The sequence below is a fragment of the Streptomyces sp. P1-3 genome (assembly GCF_050613155.1).
In the GTDB taxonomy this organism is placed as follows: domain Bacteria; phylum Actinomycetota; class Actinomycetes; order Streptomycetales; family Streptomycetaceae; genus Streptomyces.
Window position 1 is genome coordinate 4,663,461 of sequence record NZ_CP192512.1, and the last position, 17,632, is coordinate 4,681,092.

The 17,632-nt window shown below is 72.9% G+C and carries 13 protein-coding genes; 8 read left to right on the top strand and 5 right to left on the bottom strand.

What is annotated here, in order from left to right; genetic code table 11:
* Positions 1 to 40 precede the first annotated feature (40 nt).
* On the bottom strand, positions 41 to 247 hold the full coding sequence (locus ACQUSR_RS20260) for an acyl-CoA carboxylase epsilon subunit (RefSeq protein ID WP_431043993.1): 207 nt from the start codon (positions 245 to 247) through the stop codon (positions 41 to 43).
* A 14-nt stretch (positions 248 to 261) separates the two neighbouring features.
* The gene (locus ACQUSR_RS20265; RefSeq protein WP_431043994.1) at positions 262 to 1,857 is read right to left on the bottom strand and encodes an acyl-CoA carboxylase subunit beta; all 1,596 of its coding nucleotides are present in this window, start codon (positions 1,855 to 1,857) and stop codon (positions 262 to 264) included.
* Between the two features lie 180 nt (positions 1,858 to 2,037).
* On the opposite strand from ACQUSR_RS20265, the gene ACQUSR_RS20270 reads away from it, so the two are divergent.
* Positions 2,038 to 2,904, top strand: coding sequence for a biotin--[acetyl-CoA-carboxylase] ligase (locus tag ACQUSR_RS20270; RefSeq protein WP_431043995.1), 867 nt, complete (start codon positions 2,038 to 2,040; stop codon positions 2,902 to 2,904).
* Between the two features lie 456 nt (positions 2,905 to 3,360).
* Positions 3,361 to 4,464: an adenylate/guanylate cyclase domain-containing protein gene (locus ACQUSR_RS20275; RefSeq protein WP_431043996.1), complete on the top strand. Its 1,104-nt coding sequence runs from the start codon at positions 3,361 to 3,363 to the stop codon at positions 4,462 to 4,464.
* Between the two features lie 892 nt (positions 4,465 to 5,356).
* Here the strand turns inward: ACQUSR_RS20275 and ACQUSR_RS20280 are convergent.
* The gene (locus tag ACQUSR_RS20280; RefSeq protein WP_431043997.1) at positions 5,357 to 6,151 is read right to left on the bottom strand and encodes an enoyl-CoA hydratase/isomerase family protein; all 795 of its coding nucleotides are present in this window, start codon (positions 6,149 to 6,151) and stop codon (positions 5,357 to 5,359) included.
* 578 nt (positions 6,152 to 6,729) lie between these two features.
* Here ACQUSR_RS20280 and ACQUSR_RS20285 point away from each other — a divergent pair.
* Complete coding sequence (locus ACQUSR_RS20285) at positions 6,730 to 7,875, top strand: GGDEF domain-containing protein (RefSeq protein WP_431047734.1); 1,146 nt, start codon at positions 6,730 to 6,732, stop codon at positions 7,873 to 7,875.
* Between the two features lie 98 nt (positions 7,876 to 7,973).
* A complete protein-coding gene (gene hutH, locus ACQUSR_RS20290) occupies positions 7,974 to 9,518 on the top strand; it encodes a histidine ammonia-lyase (RefSeq protein ID WP_431043998.1) in 1,545 nt (514 codons plus the stop codon).
* 25 nt (positions 9,519 to 9,543) lie between these two features.
* Here hutH and ACQUSR_RS20295 read toward each other — a convergent pair whose 3' ends face one another.
* Positions 9,544 to 9,849 (bottom strand): hypothetical protein, encoded by a 306-nt coding sequence (locus ACQUSR_RS20295; protein WP_431043999.1) that lies wholly within the window; start codon positions 9,847 to 9,849, stop codon positions 9,544 to 9,546.
* A gap of 109 nt (positions 9,850 to 9,958) precedes the next feature.
* Here ACQUSR_RS20295 and ACQUSR_RS20300 point away from each other — a divergent pair, with 109 nt between their 5' ends.
* From ACQUSR_RS20300 to ACQUSR_RS20310, 3 genes are all read left to right on the top strand, one after another.
* Entirely contained in the window at positions 9,959 to 10,270 is a 312-nt protein-coding gene (locus ACQUSR_RS20300) for a hypothetical protein (protein WP_431044000.1), read from the top strand.
* A 206-nt stretch (positions 10,271 to 10,476) separates the two neighbouring features.
* Positions 10,477 to 11,754, top strand: coding sequence for a L,D-transpeptidase (locus tag ACQUSR_RS20305; RefSeq protein ID WP_431044001.1), 1,278 nt, complete (start codon positions 10,477 to 10,479; stop codon positions 11,752 to 11,754).
* A gap of 276 nt (positions 11,755 to 12,030) precedes the next feature.
* Positions 12,031 to 15,312, top strand: coding sequence for a S8 family serine peptidase (locus ACQUSR_RS20310; protein ID WP_431044002.1), 3,282 nt, complete (start codon positions 12,031 to 12,033; stop codon positions 15,310 to 15,312).
* Positions 15,313 to 15,369: 57 nt separating this feature from the next.
* On the opposite strand, the gene ACQUSR_RS20315 is transcribed toward ACQUSR_RS20310, so the two are convergent.
* Positions 15,370 to 16,827, bottom strand: a complete 1,458-nt coding sequence (locus tag ACQUSR_RS20315) for a DUF2079 domain-containing protein (RefSeq protein ID WP_431044003.1) — start codon at positions 16,825 to 16,827, stop codon at positions 15,370 to 15,372.
* A gap of 68 nt (positions 16,828 to 16,895) precedes the next feature.
* Here ACQUSR_RS20315 and ACQUSR_RS20320 point away from each other — a divergent pair, with 68 nt between their 5' ends.
* On the top strand, positions 16,896 to 17,600 hold the full coding sequence (locus ACQUSR_RS20320; protein ID WP_431044004.1) for an HNH endonuclease family protein: 705 nt from the start codon (positions 16,896 to 16,898) through the stop codon (positions 17,598 to 17,600).
* Positions 17,601 to 17,632: the final 32 nt, after the last annotated feature.

Genomic DNA, 17,632 nt, shown 5'->3' on the forward strand with positions numbered 1-17,632 from the left:
TATTTCACCGGTTCCGGCAGGCCGGCGGCCGGAGGCCGGTTCAGGCAGGCCAGAAGCTGGTGCGCCACGCCTTGGGGCCGGGGTGCGGCACCCGGCTGCCGGGGATGGTCCGGGCCGGGTCGGCCCACTCGTCGGGTATGCCCTGCCCCGGCGCGGCGGCAGCGGCGGCCGCCGCGCGTGCTTGGACCACCGCCAGGGCGGCGGCCAGCTCCTCGGGGGTGGGGTTGCCACGGACGACCTTGATCATGGAAACAACCCTTTCTAGAGGGGGATGTTGCCGTGCTTCTTCGGCGGCAGGGACTCGCGCTTGTTACGCAGGGCGCGCAGCCCGCGCACGATGTGGCGGCGGGTCTCGGACGGCATGATCACCGCGTCGACGTACCCGCGCTCGGCCGCGATGTACGGGTTGAGGAGGGTGTCCTCGTAGTCGGCGATCAGCTCGGCGCGGGTGGCGTCCTGGTCCTCGGCGGCGGCGATGGTCCGGCGGTGCAGGATGTTCACCGCGCCCTGCGCGCCCATGACCGCGATCTGGGCGGTCGGCCACGCCACGTTCAGGTCGGCGCCCAGGTGCTTGGAGCCCATCACGTCGTACGCGCCGCCGAACGCCTTGCGGGTGATCACCGTGATCAGCGGGACCGTGGCCTCCGCGTACGCGTAGATCAGCTTGGCGCCGCGCCGGATGATGCCGTTGTACTCCTGGTCCGTGCCGGGCAGGAAGCCGGGTACGTCCACGAAGGTCAGCACCGGGACGTTGAACGCGTCGCAGGTGCGGACGAAGCGCGCGGCCTTCTCGGAGGCGTCGATGTCCAGGCAGCCGGCGAACTGCATCGGCTGGTTGGCGACGACGCCGACCGGGTGGCCCTCGACACGCCCGAAACCGGTGATGATGTTCGGCGCGAACAGCGGCTGGGTCTCCAGGAACTCCCCGTCGTCCAGCACGTGCTCGATGGCCTTGTGCATGTCGTACGGCTGGTTGGCGGAGTCCGGGATGAGGGTGTCCAGCTCCCGGTCCTCGTCCGTGACCGCGAGGTCGGCCTGCTCGGGGAAGGCGGGCGGCTCGGAGAGGTTGTTGGAGGGCAGGTAGGACAGCAGCGCCCTGACGTAGTCGATGGCGTCCTTCTCGTCGCCGCCCATGTAGTGCGCGACACCGGAGGTGGTGTTGTGCGTACGGGCGCCGCCCAGCGCCTCGAAGCCCACGTCCTCGCCGGTCACCGTCTTGATCACGTCCGGTCCGGTGATGAACATGTGCGAGGTCTGGTCCACCATGACGGTGAAGTCCGTGATCGCCGGGGAGTAGACCGCACCGCCGGCGCACGGGCCGACGATCAGGCTGATCTGCGGGATCACACCCGACGCGTGGACGTTCCGGCGGAAGATCTCGGCGAAGAGGCCGAGCGCCACCACGCCTTCCTGGATCCGGGCGCCGCCGCCGTCGTTGATGCCGATGACCGGGCAGCCGGTCTTCAGCGCGAAGTCCATCACCTTGACGATCTTCTCGCCGTAGACCTCGCCGAGTGAGCCGCCGAAGATGGTGAAGTCCTGGGAGTAGACGCAGACCGGGCGGCCGTCGACCGTGCCGTAGCCGGTGACCACGCCGTCCCCGTACGGGCGGTTCTTGTCGATCCCGAAGTTCGTGGAGCGGTGCCGCGCGAACTCGTCCAGTTCAGTGAACGAGCCCTCGTCCAGCAGCAGGTCGATCCGTTCCCGCGCGGTCAGCTTGCCCTTGGCGTGCTGCTTCTCCACCGCACGCGCGGACCCGGCGTGCACGGCTTCTTCGGTACGGCGCTGCAGATCCGCGAGCTTCCCCGCGGTGGTGTGGCGGTCGTGGCTGTCGGGGGCGATCTCCGGCTCGGACATCGGGATGCGGCTCCTGCTCGTCCTCGGGGCACTGGGCTTCTGTCAGGGGCTGGGGCTTATCAAGGGGCGTTCACGGGTTTTCCGGGTCGGTCACCTCGGCTACCGGCTCGTAGCGTATCGGCGGGACTGCGGTGTGGCACTGCGTCGTTGGCCACACCTCCTGACCCTAGGCTGGCCCATATGAGCCCTTCTGACACCCATGGCAGCAGATGGAACGACCTCGACCGGCCGCCGCTGAACGCCGAGGCCCTGCGCCGGGCGCTTGTGCGGCCCGACGGGCTGTGGACCTCGGTGGAGGTGGTGGGGTCCACCGGCTCCACCAACACCGATCTCGTGGCCCGGGCGCAGGGGGGCGCACCGGAGGGCGCGGTCCTGGTGGCCGAGGAGCAGACCGCCGGACGCGGGCGGCTGGACCGGGCGTGGACCGCTCCGGCCCGCTCCGGGCTGTTCTTCTCGATGCTGTTCCGGCCCGGGGAACGGGTGCCCGCGGCCCGCTGGGGCTGGCTGCCGCTGCTCGCCGGGGTCGCCACCGCCGCCGCGCTGGCCCGCGCCGCCGGGGTGGACACGGCGCTGAAATGGCCCAACGACCTGCTGCTGACGGTGGCCGGCGAGGAGCGCAAGTCCGGCGGCATCCTCGCCGAGCGCACCGGTGACGCCGTGGTGGTGGGCATCGGGCTGAACGTCTCGCTGCGTACGGAGGAGCTGCCGGTGCCCGCCGCGGGCTCGCTGGCGCTCGCGGGCGCGACCACGACGGACCGCGACCCGGTGTTGCGCGCCGTCCTGCGGTCGATCGAGCAGTGGTACGAGAAGTGGCGTGCCGCGGACGGCGACCCGGCGGCCAGCGGGCTCCAGGAGGCGTACGCAGCGGGGTGTGCGACGCTCGGGCGGAGAGTCCGGGCGGAGCTGCCCGGTGGCCGGTCCGCGGTCGGGGAGGCTGTCGCGGTCGACGGGGACGGGCGGCTGGTGCTCGCGATGGCGGGCGGGGTGCAGGGAGTGGTCGCGGCGGGCGACATCGTGCATCTGCGCGCCGCTTCCGAGGAAGAGTGAGCTACGGCACACCTGACGTATCGTTGAGGCGGTCCGCCCAGCTCGGGGCGGCCGCGGGCGAACCCGTAACCGGGACCACAGCCGGAGAGGGAAGCGGAAAGCAGTGCGCCAGGATCGGACAGGGGGCGGGCGGTGACCGTCGACGACACGGGGTCCGGCGCGTCCGGCTCGGCCGGTGAGGAGGGCTCCGCGCGGGGGGCGGAGGGTTCTGCGCGGGAGGCGGAGGGCTCTGCGCGGGAGGCGGACACGGCGGCGGACGTGGGCGTCGGCGGCGCGGGTGCGGGACCTGATGCTGATGCGGGTTCCGGCCCGGGTTCCGGCGCCGGGGCCGGTGCGGATCGCGGCGCGGGGGCCGGTGTGGGCCCCGGTGCGGATCGCAGTTCCGGTGCGGGTGCCGGCGCGGGGGGTCGGGTGGCTGGTCCCGTCGCGGAAGGTACGGGCGCTGCCGATGAGGCCGTGGACGGCAAGGCCGGCGACAAGGCCGCTGACAAAGCCGTTGACGAGGACGCCGACGAGGACGACTCGATCGCGCTCCGGCTGGAACAGCTGATCCTCGGTGCCGAGCGGCGCTACACCCCCTTCCAGGCGGCCCGCAGCGCGGGCGTCTCGGTCGAGCTGGCCACCCGCTTCTGGCACGCCATGGGCTTCGCCGACATCGGGCAGGCCAAGGCGCTCACCGAGGCCGACGTCCTGGCGCTGCGGCGGCTCTCCGGCCTGGTGGAGGCCGGGCTGCTGAGCGAGCCGATGGCGATTCAGGTCGCGCGGTCCACCGGGCAGACGACGGCGCGGCTGGCCGACTGGCAGATCGACTCGTTCCTGGAGGGGCTCACCGAGCCCCAGGAACCGGGGCTCACCCGGACCGAGATCGCCTACCCGCTGGTCGAGCTGCTGCTCCCGGAGCTGGAGGAGTTCCTCGTCTACGTCTACCGGCGGCAGCTGGCGGCGGCGACGGGCCGCGTGGTGCAGGCCCAGGACGACGCGGAGATGGTGGACCGGCGACTGGCGGTCGGCTTCGCGGACCTGGTCGGCTTCACCCGGCTGACCCGGCGCCTTGAGGAGGAGGAGCTCGGCGAGCTGGTCGAGGCGTTCGAGACGACGGCCGCCGACCTGGTCGCCGCGCACGGCGGACGGCTGATCAAGACGCTCGGCGACGAGGTGCTGTACTCGGCGGACGACGCCGGTACGGCGGCGGAGATCGGCGTGCGGCTCATCGAGACGATGGCGCACGACCAGACGATGCCGGAGCTGCGGGTGGGGATCGCGTTCGGGACGGTGACGACCCGGATGGGCGACGTCTTCGGTACGACGGTGAACCTGGCGAGCCGGCTGACGTCCATAGCGCCGAAGGACGCGGTGCTGGTGGACGGGGCGCTCGCGGAGGAACTGGCGCGGTCCGGGGAGGCGCCGGAATCCGAGGCGGAGGCGGCGGAGGCGGCCGCGGAGGCGGAGAAGCGGGGCGAGGAGCCGCCGGTGTACCGGTTCGCGCTCCAGCCGATGTGGCAGCGGCCGGTGCGGGGGCTCGGGGTCGTGGAGCCGTGGCTGCTGACGCGGCGGGGGTGACCCTCTTCGCGGCGCCCCGCGCCGCGCCGTGTCGCGTGGCTGCTGACGTGGCGGGGTGCGCCCCTTCGCGGGGTGCGCGGTTGCGCCCGTAGCTGCGCGTGGGTGGTGCGCGCGCGTCCGTGCGTGGGTCGGGGCCGCCGCCGGGTACCTCCTCGGTCGGCGAACCTACTGGCAGACCGCGGGGTACGGGGCGAGATGTTCGCCGCGCTGCGGGGGCACCCGCCACGTCCCCTCCCGCCGGACGCGCGACTGCCGCCCGGCGGGGGCCATGGTCCATGCCGACGCCACGGTGGGCTGCGGGGGCGCCCGTCGCGTCCCATTCCCACCGTCCTCGCGGCTACCGCCCGGTGGGGGGCTACGGCCTACGCCGACGCCCCGGCGGGCTGCGGGGGTGCCCGTCAGGCCCCTCTGTCGTCCTCGCGGCTGCCGCCTGGCGGGGGCTACGGCCTACGTCGGCGCCACGGTGGCCTGCGGGGGCGCCTGTCACGTCCGCTTCCGTTGTCCTCGCGGCTGCCGCCCGGCGGGAGCCACGGTCCCCGCCGATGCCACGGGGGGGCACCACCCGTCACGTCCTCTTCCGCCGGACGCGCGACTGCCGCCCGGCGGGGGCCACGGTCCACGCTGACGCCACGTGCGGGGTCATGCCCCCTCCCGCCGTCCTCGCGGCTACCGCCCGGAGGGGGCCACGGCTCGCGCCGACGCCATGGTGGGCTGCGGATCACGTCCCGTTCCGTCGTCCTCGCGGCGCTGCCGCCTGGCGGGAGCCATGGTCCACGCCGACGCCACAGTGGGCCGCGAGGACACCTGCCACGTCCCCGTCCGCCGTCTTCGCGGCTGCCGCATCAGGCGTCGTCGCGGGGTGGCGGGTGGGCGGCGGGGCCGCCGCGGGACGCTACTCGCCGGGCCACTCCGGCGTCCGCTTCTCGTTGAAGGCCGCGACGCCCTCCGCCCGGTCCGCGGAGAAGGCCACCGACCGCCACGCCGCGTCCTCCACCTCCAGCCCGGTCCGCAGGTCCAGTCCGTGGCCCAGCCGCAGCGCCTTCTTGGCCGCACGCAGTCCGACCGGCGAGTTCGCGGCCATCCGGGCGGCCAGGGCCAGCGCCTCCTCCCGGTCCTTGCCCTCGGCGGCCAGTTGGTCCACCAGACCCAGGTCACGCGCCTCGTCGGCGGCCACCCGGCGCGCCGTGAAGATGAGCTCGGCGGCCCGTGCGGCCCCCACTCGGCGCGGCAGCAGCTGCGTACCGCCGCCGCCGGGGATCACCCCCACGGACACCTCCGGCAGCCCGACCACGGCGGTCGGGTCGGCCACGATCACGTCGCAGGACAGGGCCAGCTCGAAGCCGCCGCCCAGGGCGTAGCCGTGCACGGCCGCGATGGTGGGCATCGGCAGCTCCAGCACCCCGGTGTACGCGCCACGGGCCAGCGGGCGCTGACGGCCGAGCTCGGCGTCCGTAAGGGAGTTCCGCTCCTTCAGGTCGGCGCCCACGCAGAAGGCGCGCTCATGCGTGGAGGTGAGAACCACGACCCGCACGGAGGGATCCCCCGCGAGGGCGGTGCACGCGGCCCCGATGCACCTGGCCATCTCGGTGGAGACGGCGTTCATGGCCTTGGGCCGGTCGAGTACGAGCTCGGCCACGTGCCCGTGCCGCCGTACGCCCACCCACTCGCCGAACCGCTCTTCCGTCATGGTGTGCCCTCCCGGTGCAGCCGGTGTTAACGATCGTTGACCGGATCATCGCAGCCGAGCCCGGCACCCCGCTACGCCTGGCGCGATGAGCCCCACCGGGCGGCAGCCGCGAAGGCGACGGAAGAGGACGTGACGGGTGTGCCCCCGTGGCATCGGCGTGGACTGTGGCCCCCACCGGGCGGCAGTCGCGCGTCCGGCGTGAGGGGACGTGGCGGGTGCCCCCGCAGCGCGGCGAACATCTCGCCCCGCACTCCGCGGTCTAGCAGTAGGTTCGCCGACCGAGGAGGTACCCGGCGGCGGCCCCGACCCAGCCACGACGGGCGCGCACCACGCGCGCACCGCCGCAGGCGCAACCGCGCACCCCGTGAAGGCCCCACCCCGCCGGCGCCGAAGGCGGAAGCCAGAGATCGTCGAACGGGGAGGGCGGAATCCGTCAAACGTTCCTACGCTGGATGGCGCGGCGCGCGGCGGGTGCGCGGCGACGGAATGCGAGGCGCGGTGCGGTGACGGGCGAAGCGGCAGGCGATACGGGCCGGGGCGGCGAGCGGATGAGGGCCGTGGTGGCGCTGGCGCAGGCCATGGCCGCCGCGCACACGCTGCCGGAGGCGGTGCGGTCCGCGGCGGACCGCGCGTGCGGCGCGCTGGGCGGGAACTTCGCGGCCGTATCCGTCTGGGAGCGCGAGCTGGGGCGGCTGCGGGTGCTGGCCAACGTGGGCGCGCTGGCCCCGGGGGAGCGGGAGTTCCCGGAGAACGAGTGCTATCCGGTGAACGAGTTCCCGGAGATCACCGAGTTCCTGCACGAGCAGTGGGCGCGCGGCGGTGAACCGCACGCCTGGGTGGAGGTGGCCGAGCCCCCGGGGGCCGGGCCCGGGGCGGACCCGTGCGCCGGGTCGTACGGGGCGTACTGCCACCAGCGCGTGAACGCGCTGCGGCGGCGCGGGCGGAGCAGCTGCGTGGTCGCCCCGATCGTGCTGCGCGGGCGGGCGTGGGGTGAGCTGTACGTGGCGCGGGCGGTGGGGGAGCCGCTGTTCGACCGCGGTGACGCGGACTTCGCGACGGTGCTGGCGGCGGTGACGGCCGCGGGTATCGCCCAGACGGAGCGGCTGGAGGAGGCGCGCCGACTGGCGTTCACCGATCCGCTGACCGGCCTGGGCAACCGGCGGGCGGTGGACATACGGCTGGACGAGGCGCTGGAGGCGCACCGCAGCGACGGCACGGTCGTGAGCCTGGTGGTGTGCGACCTGAACGGGCTGAAGACCGTCAACGACACCTTGGGGCACGCCGTGGGCGACCGGCTGCTGGAACGCTTCGGCACCGTGTTGTCCCTGTGCGGGGCGATGCTGCCGGGCGCGCTGGCGGCGCGGCTGGGCGGCGACGAGTTCTGCCTGCTGGAGGTGGGCCCCTCGGCGGACGAGGTCGTGCGGGTGGCGGACGAGCTGTGCCGCAGGGCGTCGGAGCTGGAGATAGGGGAGGGTGTTGCGTGCGGGGTCGCGTCGACGGGCGACCCGATCGGCCCGGTACGCAGCGCGCGGCGGCTGTTCCGCTTGGCGGACGCGGCCCAATACCGCGCGAAGGCGGCCCGTTCGGAGAAGCCGGTGGTGGCGGGCCGGGACGGCGGCCCGGACGATCCGGTGGTGCGCCTGGCGGACGCGCCGCCGCAGGCGCCGCCGGCCGAACGCCGCCGCTTCCGTGGGCGTCCGGCGCCTCCCGGCCAGGGGCCGTAGCCCGGGTGCGGGTGCGCCCCCGGGCGACGCCACGGACGTCGGTGCTGCGGAAACTCGGGTGGTGACAGGTCGCGATTCAGTCTCTAGGGTGCCTGAATATGGATATGCACACTGTGGTGGTGGGGTCGTCCGGGACGACCGCAGACGATGTCATCGCCGTGGCGCGCGGCGCCGCGCGGGTCGAGCTGGCCGCCGAGGCCCTGTCCGCCGTCGCCGCGGCGCGGCAGGTCATCGACGACCTGGCGGCCAAGCCCGAACCGGTCTACGGCGTCTCCACGGGCTTCGGAGCGCTCGCCGTGCGGCACATCAGCCCCGACCTGCGCGCGCAGCTCCAGCGCAACATCGTGCGGTCGCACGCGGCCGGGATGGGACCGCGGGTGGAGCGCGAAGTGGTGCGGGCGCTGATGTTCCTGCGGCTCAAGACGCTCGCCTCCGGGCGGACCGGTGTGCGGCCCGTCGTGGTCGAGACCATGGCCGCGCTGCTCAACGCCGGGATCACCCCGGTCGTCCACGAATACGGTTCGCTCGGCTGCTCCGGCGACCTCGCCCCGCTGTCCCACTGCGCCCTCGCGCTGATGGGAGAAGGCGACGCGGAGGGCCCCGACGGCGTCGTACGGCCCGCCGCCGAGCTGCTCGCCGAGCACGGGATCGCGCCCGTGGAACTGCGCGAGAAGGAAGGGCTCGCGCTGCTCAACGGCACCGACGGCATGCTCGGCATGCTGGTCATGGCCTGCGCCGACCTGGCGCGGCTGTTCACCAGCGCCGACATCACCGCCGCGCTGTCCCTGGAGGCCCTGCTCGGCACGGACAAGGTCCTCGCGCCCGAGCTGCACGCCATCCGGCCGCACCCCGGCCAGGCCGCCAGCGCCGACAACATGCTGCGGGTGCTCGCGGACTCCGGGCTCACCGGGCACCACCAGGACGACGCGCCCCGCGTCCAGGACGCGTACTCCATCCGCTGCGCCCCGCAGGTCGCGGGCGCGGGCCGGGACACCCTCGCGCACGCCCGGCTGGTCGCCGACCGCGAGCTGGCCGCCGCCGTCGACAACCCGGTGGTCCTCCCCGACGGCCGCGTGGAGTCCAACGGGAACTTCCACGGCGCCCCGGTCGCCTACGCCCTGGACTTCCTCGCCATCGCCGCCGCCGACCTCGCCTCCATCGCCGAGCGGCGCACCGACCGGCTGCTGGACAAGAACCGCTCGCACGGCCTGCCGCCGTTCCTCGCCGCCGACGCGGGCGTCGACTCCGGGCTGATGATCGCGCAGTACACGCAGGCCGCGCTGGTCAGCGAGCTGAAGCGGCTCGCCGTGCCCGCGTCGGTGGACTCGATCCCATCCTCCGCCATGCAGGAGGACCACGTCTCGATGGGTTGGTCCGCCGCCCGCAAGCTGCGCACCGCGGTGGACAACCTGACCCGCGTCATCGCCGTCGAGCTGGTGGCCGCGACCCGCGCGGTCGAGCTGCGTACGGGGCTGACGCCCGGGCCCGCCACCCGGGCGGTGCTCGCGTCGGTGCGCGCCGCGGGGGTCGAGGGGCCGGGCGGGGACCGCTACCTGGCGCCGGACCTGGCCGCGGCGGACGCGTTCGTGCGCTCCGGGGGCCTGGTCGAGGCCGCGGAAGCGGTCACCGGACCGCTCGCCTGAACCGCCGCGGAGCGGGGCACGGCGGCTAGAGCGCGGCGCCCCGGTACGCTTCCGTGCGCGTCCGGCGCACGGAAGCGGTCACCATGGCCACACCCAGCCCCAGGAACGCCGTGCCGCCGAAGAGGTACGGGGTGACGTCGATGCTGCCGGAGTCGGCCAGGTTCAGTTCGTCCGAGGACGCGGCCGGGGCCTCGGCCTCCTCGACCTGGGTCTGACCGGTCGAGGACCGGTCGTCCCTGTCGGCGGTCGCGTTCGCGGACGGTACGAACCACAGGGCGCACAGCAGCGAGCCGGCGGCAGCGGCGGTCAGCAGCGGTCGGCGTGCGGTCAACGGAATGCATCCCCCTTGAGGCTGCGGTGAATTGGCCTCGTGCGTCCGATCGTAGTGACAACTGCGGGTCGCGCGGAAGCGAGGTCCCCGCCGCCTTACGCTCCGTAGCATGAGTACTACACAAACATCACGGTATGTCCGGATCCGGGTTGACCTCATGCTGGAGGTCTCCGACTCCGGCGCGCTGACCAAGGCCGCCTTGGACCACATCGGCGGTGACGACTTCATGCCCGACGAGGAGCGCGGTTACGCGCAGGACGCGGTGCGCGACGACGAGGCCGAGGCCCTGGCGTATCTCATCGACCCGTTCAGCCTGATCGAGGGGGTGCCGGGCGTTGAGCTGGCGAAGGCGTCCTGGACGAGCGAGGGCGCGGCCTACGATCCGGACGCGGACGACTGGGATATGGACGACGACGTCTGATCGTCTGATAGGCGGCCTGGACGGCGCATCGCGCACCACCTCACGCACCGGTCGGACGCCGCGTCTGACCGGTGCTTTTGCTAAGTGGCGTCGCCCACAGTTTTACTGATCTGGGAACCGCCCGGCATGTGGGGGCGTTCTTCATGGACGGCCGGAGTGCTTGTACGAAGAGTGCGCCGGTTCGGGGTTTTTGGGGTCCAGCAGCGATGGAGAGACCAGTGATGACGGACGGTAAGCGCCGCAAGGGCATGGTGGCCGTGGCCGCCCTGCTCGGCGGCGTACTGACCCTCGGCGCGTGCGGCGGGGACGACAAGGGCGGCGACGGCGGCAACGCCACCGGCAAGGACAAGTCGTCCCAGGTCGACGAGGCGGCGGCCAAGGACGCCTCGGACGCCCGAATAAGGATCACGCCGAAGAACGGCGCCACCAACGCCGGGATCAACAGCGACGCCAAGGTCACCGTCAGTGGCGGCAAGCTCACCAGCGTCACCATGACGGCCGCCGCCACCGGCGCGGTCGTCAACGGCACCATGTCCGCCGACGGCACCAGCTGGAAGCCGGCCGGTCAGCTGGAGCGCTCCACCCAGTACAAGATCACCGCTGTCGCGAAGGACGCCGAGGGCCGCAAGGCCACCGAGAACTCGTCCTTCACCACGGTCTCCCCGACCAACAGCTTCATCGGCAACTTCACGCCGGAGGACGGCGCCACGGTCGGCGTCGGCATGCCGGTGTCGATCAACTTCGACAAGGCGGTGACCAACAAGAAGGACGTGCAGTCGCACATCACCGTCAGCTCCAGCAGCAACCAGCAGGTCGTCGGCCACTGGTTCAGCCCGACGCGCCTGGACTTCCGGCCGCAGGAGTACTGGAAGGCCGGCTCCACCGTCACCATGAAGCTGGACCTGGACGGCGTCGAGGCGTCCAACGGCGTCACGGGCGTCCAGGAGAAGACGGTCACCTTCAAGATAGGACACTCGCAGGTCAGCACGGTCGACGTCGCGGCCAAGACCATGACGGTCGTGCGCGACGGCAAGACCGTCAAGACCATCCCGATCTCCGCGGGCAGCGCGGCGAACCCGACCTACAACGGCCAGATGGTGATCTCCGAGAAGTTCAAGGAGACCCGGATGGACGGCTCGACCGTCGGCTTCACCGGCAAGGACGGCAAGGGCGAGTACGACATCAAGGACGTGCCGCACGCCATGCGGCTGTCCACGTCGGGCACCTTCATCCACGGCAACTACTGGGGTGCCGACTCGATCTTCGGATCGGTCAACACCAGCCACGGCTGCGTGGGGCTGAACGACGCCAAGGGCGCGGGCGACCCGAACCAGGACGGTGCCTGGTTCTTCAACAACACGCAGATCGGTGACGTGGTCGTGGTCAAGAACTCCGACGACACGACCATCAAGCCCGACAACGGCCTCAACGGCTGGAACATGAGCTGGAACGAGTGGGTCGCGGGGAGCGCGACCGGCTCCTGACCCCGCGCGGAGCAGACCCCAGCACACTCCGCACCCCTCACCGCCGGGCGGCGGTCGGCAGCGAACAGGCAGCCGACCGCCGCCCGGCGCGTGTCTTCCCCGCCCCCAACCTGCCACTCCAGACGCCCCGTTGAACGTCAGTACCACCCCCTGCATACTCGGTATGCAGGGGCTGATGACAGCCCCTTTCGTGAACTGTCCTCACTTGGGGGGAAGTTGCGTAAAAAAGCACAGGCGTTATGGGTCGCCACCGTAGCCGCGGCCGCGGCCACAGCGATGACGGCAGGTCTGACCGCCGCGCCGGCAGCGGCCCAGGACCGTGGCGGCGCCCCGGTCGGCGACGGCATGCGGAGCGCCGACACACAGTGGGTCACCCTCCTGACCGGCGACCGGATCGCGGTCGACACCGCAGGCCGCCCCACCGCCCTGAAGCGGGCCGAGGGGCGCGAAGACATCCCCATCCAGATCCGGAAGGCCGACGGGCACACCTACGCGGTGCCCCTCGACGCCCAGCGGCTCATCAGCCAAGGCCGCCTCGACCAGCGGCTGTTCGACCTCACCACGCTCAGCAGGCCCGACTACCTCGAGCGGCAGCGCGACGGGCTGCGGCTGATCGTCACGTACCGGGGCGACGACCCCGCCGCCAGGTCCGCGGTGCGCGCCGCCGGGGACACCGAGGTGCGCCGCACCTTCCGTACGCTGAACGCCGACGCCGTGAGCACCCCGCGCCAGGACGCCGGCGCCGTCTGGGACGCGCTCACCGACGGGCCGGCGGGTGGTGGCGGCCCGTTCCGCACGGCCGCGTCCGGCATCGCCGCCGTGTGGCTGGATGGCATCCGCAAGGCCGATCTGGACAAGAGCGTGCCGCAGATCGGGGCGCCCGAGGCATGGAAGGCCGGGTACGACGGCAAGGGCGTCAAAATCGCCGTCCTTGACACCGGCGTCGACCAGACCCACCCGGACCTCGCCGGCCAGGAGATCGCCGAGAAGAACTTCTCCGACGCGACCGACTCCAAGGACCGCGTCGGCCACGGAACCCACGTCGCGTCCATCGCCGCCGGTACGGGGGCGAAGTCCGGCGGCAAGTACAAGGGCGTCGCCCCCGGCGCGAAGATCCTCGACGGCAAGGTCCTGGACGACGGCGGCTCCGGCGGCGACTCCGGCATCCTCGCGGGCATGGAGTGGGCGGCGGCCGAGAAGGCGGACGTCGTCAACCTCAGCCTCGGCGGCACCGACACCCCCGGCGAGGACCCGCTGGAGGCCGCGGTCAACAAGCTCTCGGCCCGGACCGGCACGCTGTTCGTCATCTCGGCGGGCAACGAGGGCCCCGGAGCGGGCACGATCGGCTCACCCGGCAGCGCGCAGGCCGCGCTCACCGTCGGCGCCGTCGACAAGAAGGACAAGCTCGCCGGCTTCTCCAGCACCGGCCCGCGGGTCGGCGACGGCGCGATCAAGCCCGATGTGACCGCGCCCGGCGTGGACATCGGCGCCGCGGCCGCGCCCGGCAGCCTCATCGCGGAGGAGGGCACCCCGGTCGCCGACGGCTATGTGGCCATCTCCGGCACCTCCATGGCCGCCCCGCACACCGCGGGCAGCGCCGCCATCCTCGCCCAGCAGCACCCCGACTGGTCCGGCGACCGGATCAAGGCCGCGCTGACCGGTTCGACCACCCCCGGCAAGGGCTACAGCGCCTTCCAGCAGGGCTCGGGCCGGATCGACCTGCGCCAGGCGATCAAGCAGTCGGTCGTCGCCGACCAGGTCTCGCTCTCCTTCGGCACGCAGGCCTGGCCGCACGCCGACGACAAGCCGCTGGCCAAGGAGCTGACTTACCGCAACCTCGGGGACAAGCCGGTCACCCTGGACCTGGCCGTCGCCGCCACCGGGCCGGACGGCAAGCCCGCACCCGGGGGCTTCTTCACGCTGAAGGACAAGCGGCTCACGGTCCCGGCGAACGGCACCGCGACCACGTCCGTCACCACCGACACCCGCCTCGGCGGCACCCTGGACGGCGCGTACAGCGCGTACGTCACGGCCACCGGCGGCGGGCAGGCCGTCCGCACGGCCGCGGCGGTGGAGCGGGAGGTCGAGTCCTACGACCTGACTCTCAGGCACCTGGGGCGTGACGGCAGGCCCGCGAAGTTCTTCCAGAGCGACCTCCAGGGGCTCAGCGGCCTCGCCGAGGGCCGGTACCAGAGCTTCGACCAGACCACCGGCGCGGCGAAGGTCCGGGCCCCCAAGGGGCGTTACATCCTCAGCAGCTCCGTGCTGGTCTCCGGCGGCGAGGAGTTCAAGGGCGCGGACTGGATCAACCAGCCCAAGCTCGACATCACCCGGAACACGACGGTGACGATCGACGCGCGCACCGCCAAGCCGGTCGACATCACCGTGCCCGACAACCGGGCCACCTCGGAGTTCGCCCCCATCGACATGACCGTCCTCACCGGCGGCAACGCCACCGGGTACGGGTGGTGGCTGGACTCGTACAAGAACTTCCGCACCGCCCACCTCGGACCGGAGTCCGCCCCCGGCGAGCTCACCCAGCAGGTGGCGAACAGCTTCAAGCGCGGTGACGGGCCCGAGTACCACGTGGCGTACGGCGGCAAGGTGACCAGGCTGGCCACCGGCTTCGTCCGGCATGTGAAGGACACCGAGCTGGCCGAGGTCACCGTGAAGCTGGGCGCGCCGGCACCCGGCAAGTCCGGCTATCTGGCGGCGTTCCCGGAGACCGGCAGCGACACCGGCGGTGTGGCCGTCTCCTTCGAGCGCAAGCTGCCGCGCACCGGCACGGTCTTCGTCAACGGCCGGGGCGTGAAGTGGAGGTTCGCCTTCGACCAGGTCGCCGCCAACGGCGAGGTCGAGGCCGCCTACGAGGTCAGGGAGCAGGCGTACCGGCCCGGCAGCGCGTACGTCCGGCAGTTCAACGTCGGCGTCTTCGGGCCCGGGCTCGGCCCGGACAGGGGCCTGTTCCGCGAGGGCGACGAGATCAGCGGCGAGCTGCCGCTCTTCGCCGACGGCCAGGGCAACGACGGCTGGTCCGGCTACGACAAGGCGGTCACCACGCTGTACCGCGGCGGTGAGAAGGTCGGCACCAGCGACGACCCGCTGACCGGGGGCGCCGTGTTCAAGGTGCCCGCGGGCCGCGCCGACTACAAGCTCACCACGGCGGTCACCCGCAGTGCCAAGATCGCCAAGGTGTCCACCGAGACCACCGCCGCCTGGACCTTCTCCTCCAAGCGGGTCGCCGACAGGACGAGGCTGCCCGCCTCGGTGGTCCGCTTCACCCCGCGGCTGGCCGCGGACAGCACGGCCAAGGCGGGCGCGACGTTCGACGTCCCGGTCGCCGTGCGGGGCGCGGCGGCCGGCGGCAACCTGAAGTCGCTGACCGTCCACGTCAGCTACGACGACGGCGCGCACTGGAAGAAGCTGACCGTCACCGGCGGCAAGGTGACGGTGAAGAACCCGGCTGCGGGCAAGAGCGTCTCGTTCAAGGCCAAGGCCACGGACAAGCAGGGCAACACCGTGAGCCAGTCGATCCTCCGCGCCTACCTCACCAAGTAGGCCCGTGCGGGGGCCCGTCCCGTCGGGCGGGCCCCCGCACGACCCCGCGTCCGCCGCTCAGTCCCTGGTCAGTTCGAGGACGTACAGGTTCCCGGCGGTGCCGACGAAGCGGTACTCCGCGTCGGGGTGCAGCTGGCGCGCGTAGTCGAGCATGTGGCGCGCGGTCCGCGGGCCGTCTTCCTGCAACGCGATGTAGCGCGGCGCGATCCCCCGGGTGTCGCCGACCCAGAACACCCGGGTGCGGCTGGTGAGCCGGCTTATCGGCCCCACGTTCGCCTCGACCGTCGCCCCGTCGGGGATCCTCGCCAGCAGCCGTTCGGCGGCGGCGACGCGGGCGGGCTTGCGGTACGTGTCCGGCTCCGTCAGCGAGTACAGCGGGAGCGAGCTGGTCAGCGCGAGGGCGGCCGCGGCGACCGCGGTCGGCAGCTGGCCGCTGTAGGAGCGCAGCCAGGCGCGGCGGCTGTCCCGGGAGCGGTGCAGGGCGTCGACGAGGGCGAGGAAGACGACGGGCATCAGCACGGCGTTGTAGTGCCAGTCGGTGCCCCAGTAGAACTCCTCGTGCGAGACGAAGCGCCAGCCGATGGTCGGCACGGCGGCCAGCAGCAGCGGCGAGCGCAGCGCCAGCAGTCCGGTGGTGGGCAGCAGGATCCAGGCCAGGGTGCGCAGCGCGGTGTCGAACGGGATGGTGCCGTCGGAGTCACCGCCGTCGACCTTCTGCCAGTAGGCGTAGTCGCCGTCGCCGTTGAAGCCGGGGATGACCACGCCGAGCGCCACCGCCGAGGCGATCAGCCCGAAGGCGATCAGCCCGATGGCGGCGAGCGGCACCCGGCTCTCGCGCCGCCGCCAGGTGCGGATCAGGACGGCGGCGCCGACGGCGGCCACCGTGACGCCCATGTCCTCCTTGACGAAGACCAGCGGGGCGGCCCACAGCATCGCCGCGTACCAGCGTTCCCGTATGACCGCTTCGAGGGCGAACGCCAGCAGCGGGACGGCGAAGCAGATCTCGTGGAAGTCGAAGTCGACGGCGCGCTGGACGCCCCAGGACAGTCCGTACGCGATGCCGATCAGCAGGCCCCGGCCGCGGCCGAGGAGGTGGGCGGCGACCCGGGTGACGGGGACGGCGGAGACGGCGAACAGCGCGGCTTGGGCGACGAGCAGGGTGACGGGCCCGGGGAAGATCCGGTAGAGCGGGCCGAGCAGCGCCGTGACGGGGCTGAAGTGGTCGCCGAGTATGTTCGCGCCGGGTCCCTTGAGGTCGGCTATCGGGGCCTGGAAGCGCGAGTAGGCGCGTATCGCCTGTTCGAAGATGCCCAGGTCCCAGGACATGGCCTCCATGCGGCGGTGCCGGGACACCGACAGCGCGGCGTACGCGACGAAGAGCACGGCGGCCAGCAGGTACGGGTCCGCCCCGGGCCGGCGCAGCGCCGCCGCCCGGTCACGCAACCGGGAGGACCTCGGCGCCGCCGCGGCGTCCGGGGCCGACGTGCCGGACGGTGCTGCGGCAGCCATGTCCATGCAAAGGTCCTCGAAATCCATATCGTGTGGGCGTCAGTGCGAAAAGATACGGGAAAGAGGGCGGACGGTTGCAGGGGCGGTTGAAGGGGTGGCTCGTCGCGCCGGCGCTCGGCGCGCTGCTCGCGGTGGGCGGCTGCGCCCCGGGCGGGGACGGTGGCGGCGAGGACGGCGGCGGGAGCCCGGGCGCCGGCCGCGAGACGCGGGCGGGCGGCCCGGCGCTGGACGCGGTCGCCGCGCTCACCGTCAAGGGCCGGGCGCCGCGCACCGGCTACGACCGGCGGGAGTTCGGCAGCTCCTGGGTGGACACCGACCGCAACGGCTGCGGTACGCGCGACGACATCCTCAGGCGGGACCTGGACGGGGTGCGGTTCCGCGACGGCGACTGCCTGGTGGCGTCGGGCACGCTGCGGAACGACCCGTACACCGGGCGCGACGTCACCTTCATACGCGGCCGCAGCAAGGTGGACATCGACCATGTGGTCGCGCTGTCCGACGCGTGGCAGAAGGGCGCGGCGAAGTGGGACCGGGACAAGCGGGTGGCGTTCGCCAACGACCCGCTGAACCTGGTCGCCGTCGACGCCTCGGCCAACCGGCGCAAGGGCGACGGCGACGCCGCGACGTGGCTGCCGCCGAACCGGGCGTACCGCTGCGGCTACGTCGCGCACCAGGTGGCGGTGAAGCGGAAGTACGGGGTGTGGGTGACGCCGGCGGAGCAGGCCGCGATGGCGCGGGTGCTGAACGGCTGCCCGGACACCGGGCTGCCGGTCGGCTGACCGCGCGCTACCCGAGCCCTGGCGAATCGTTT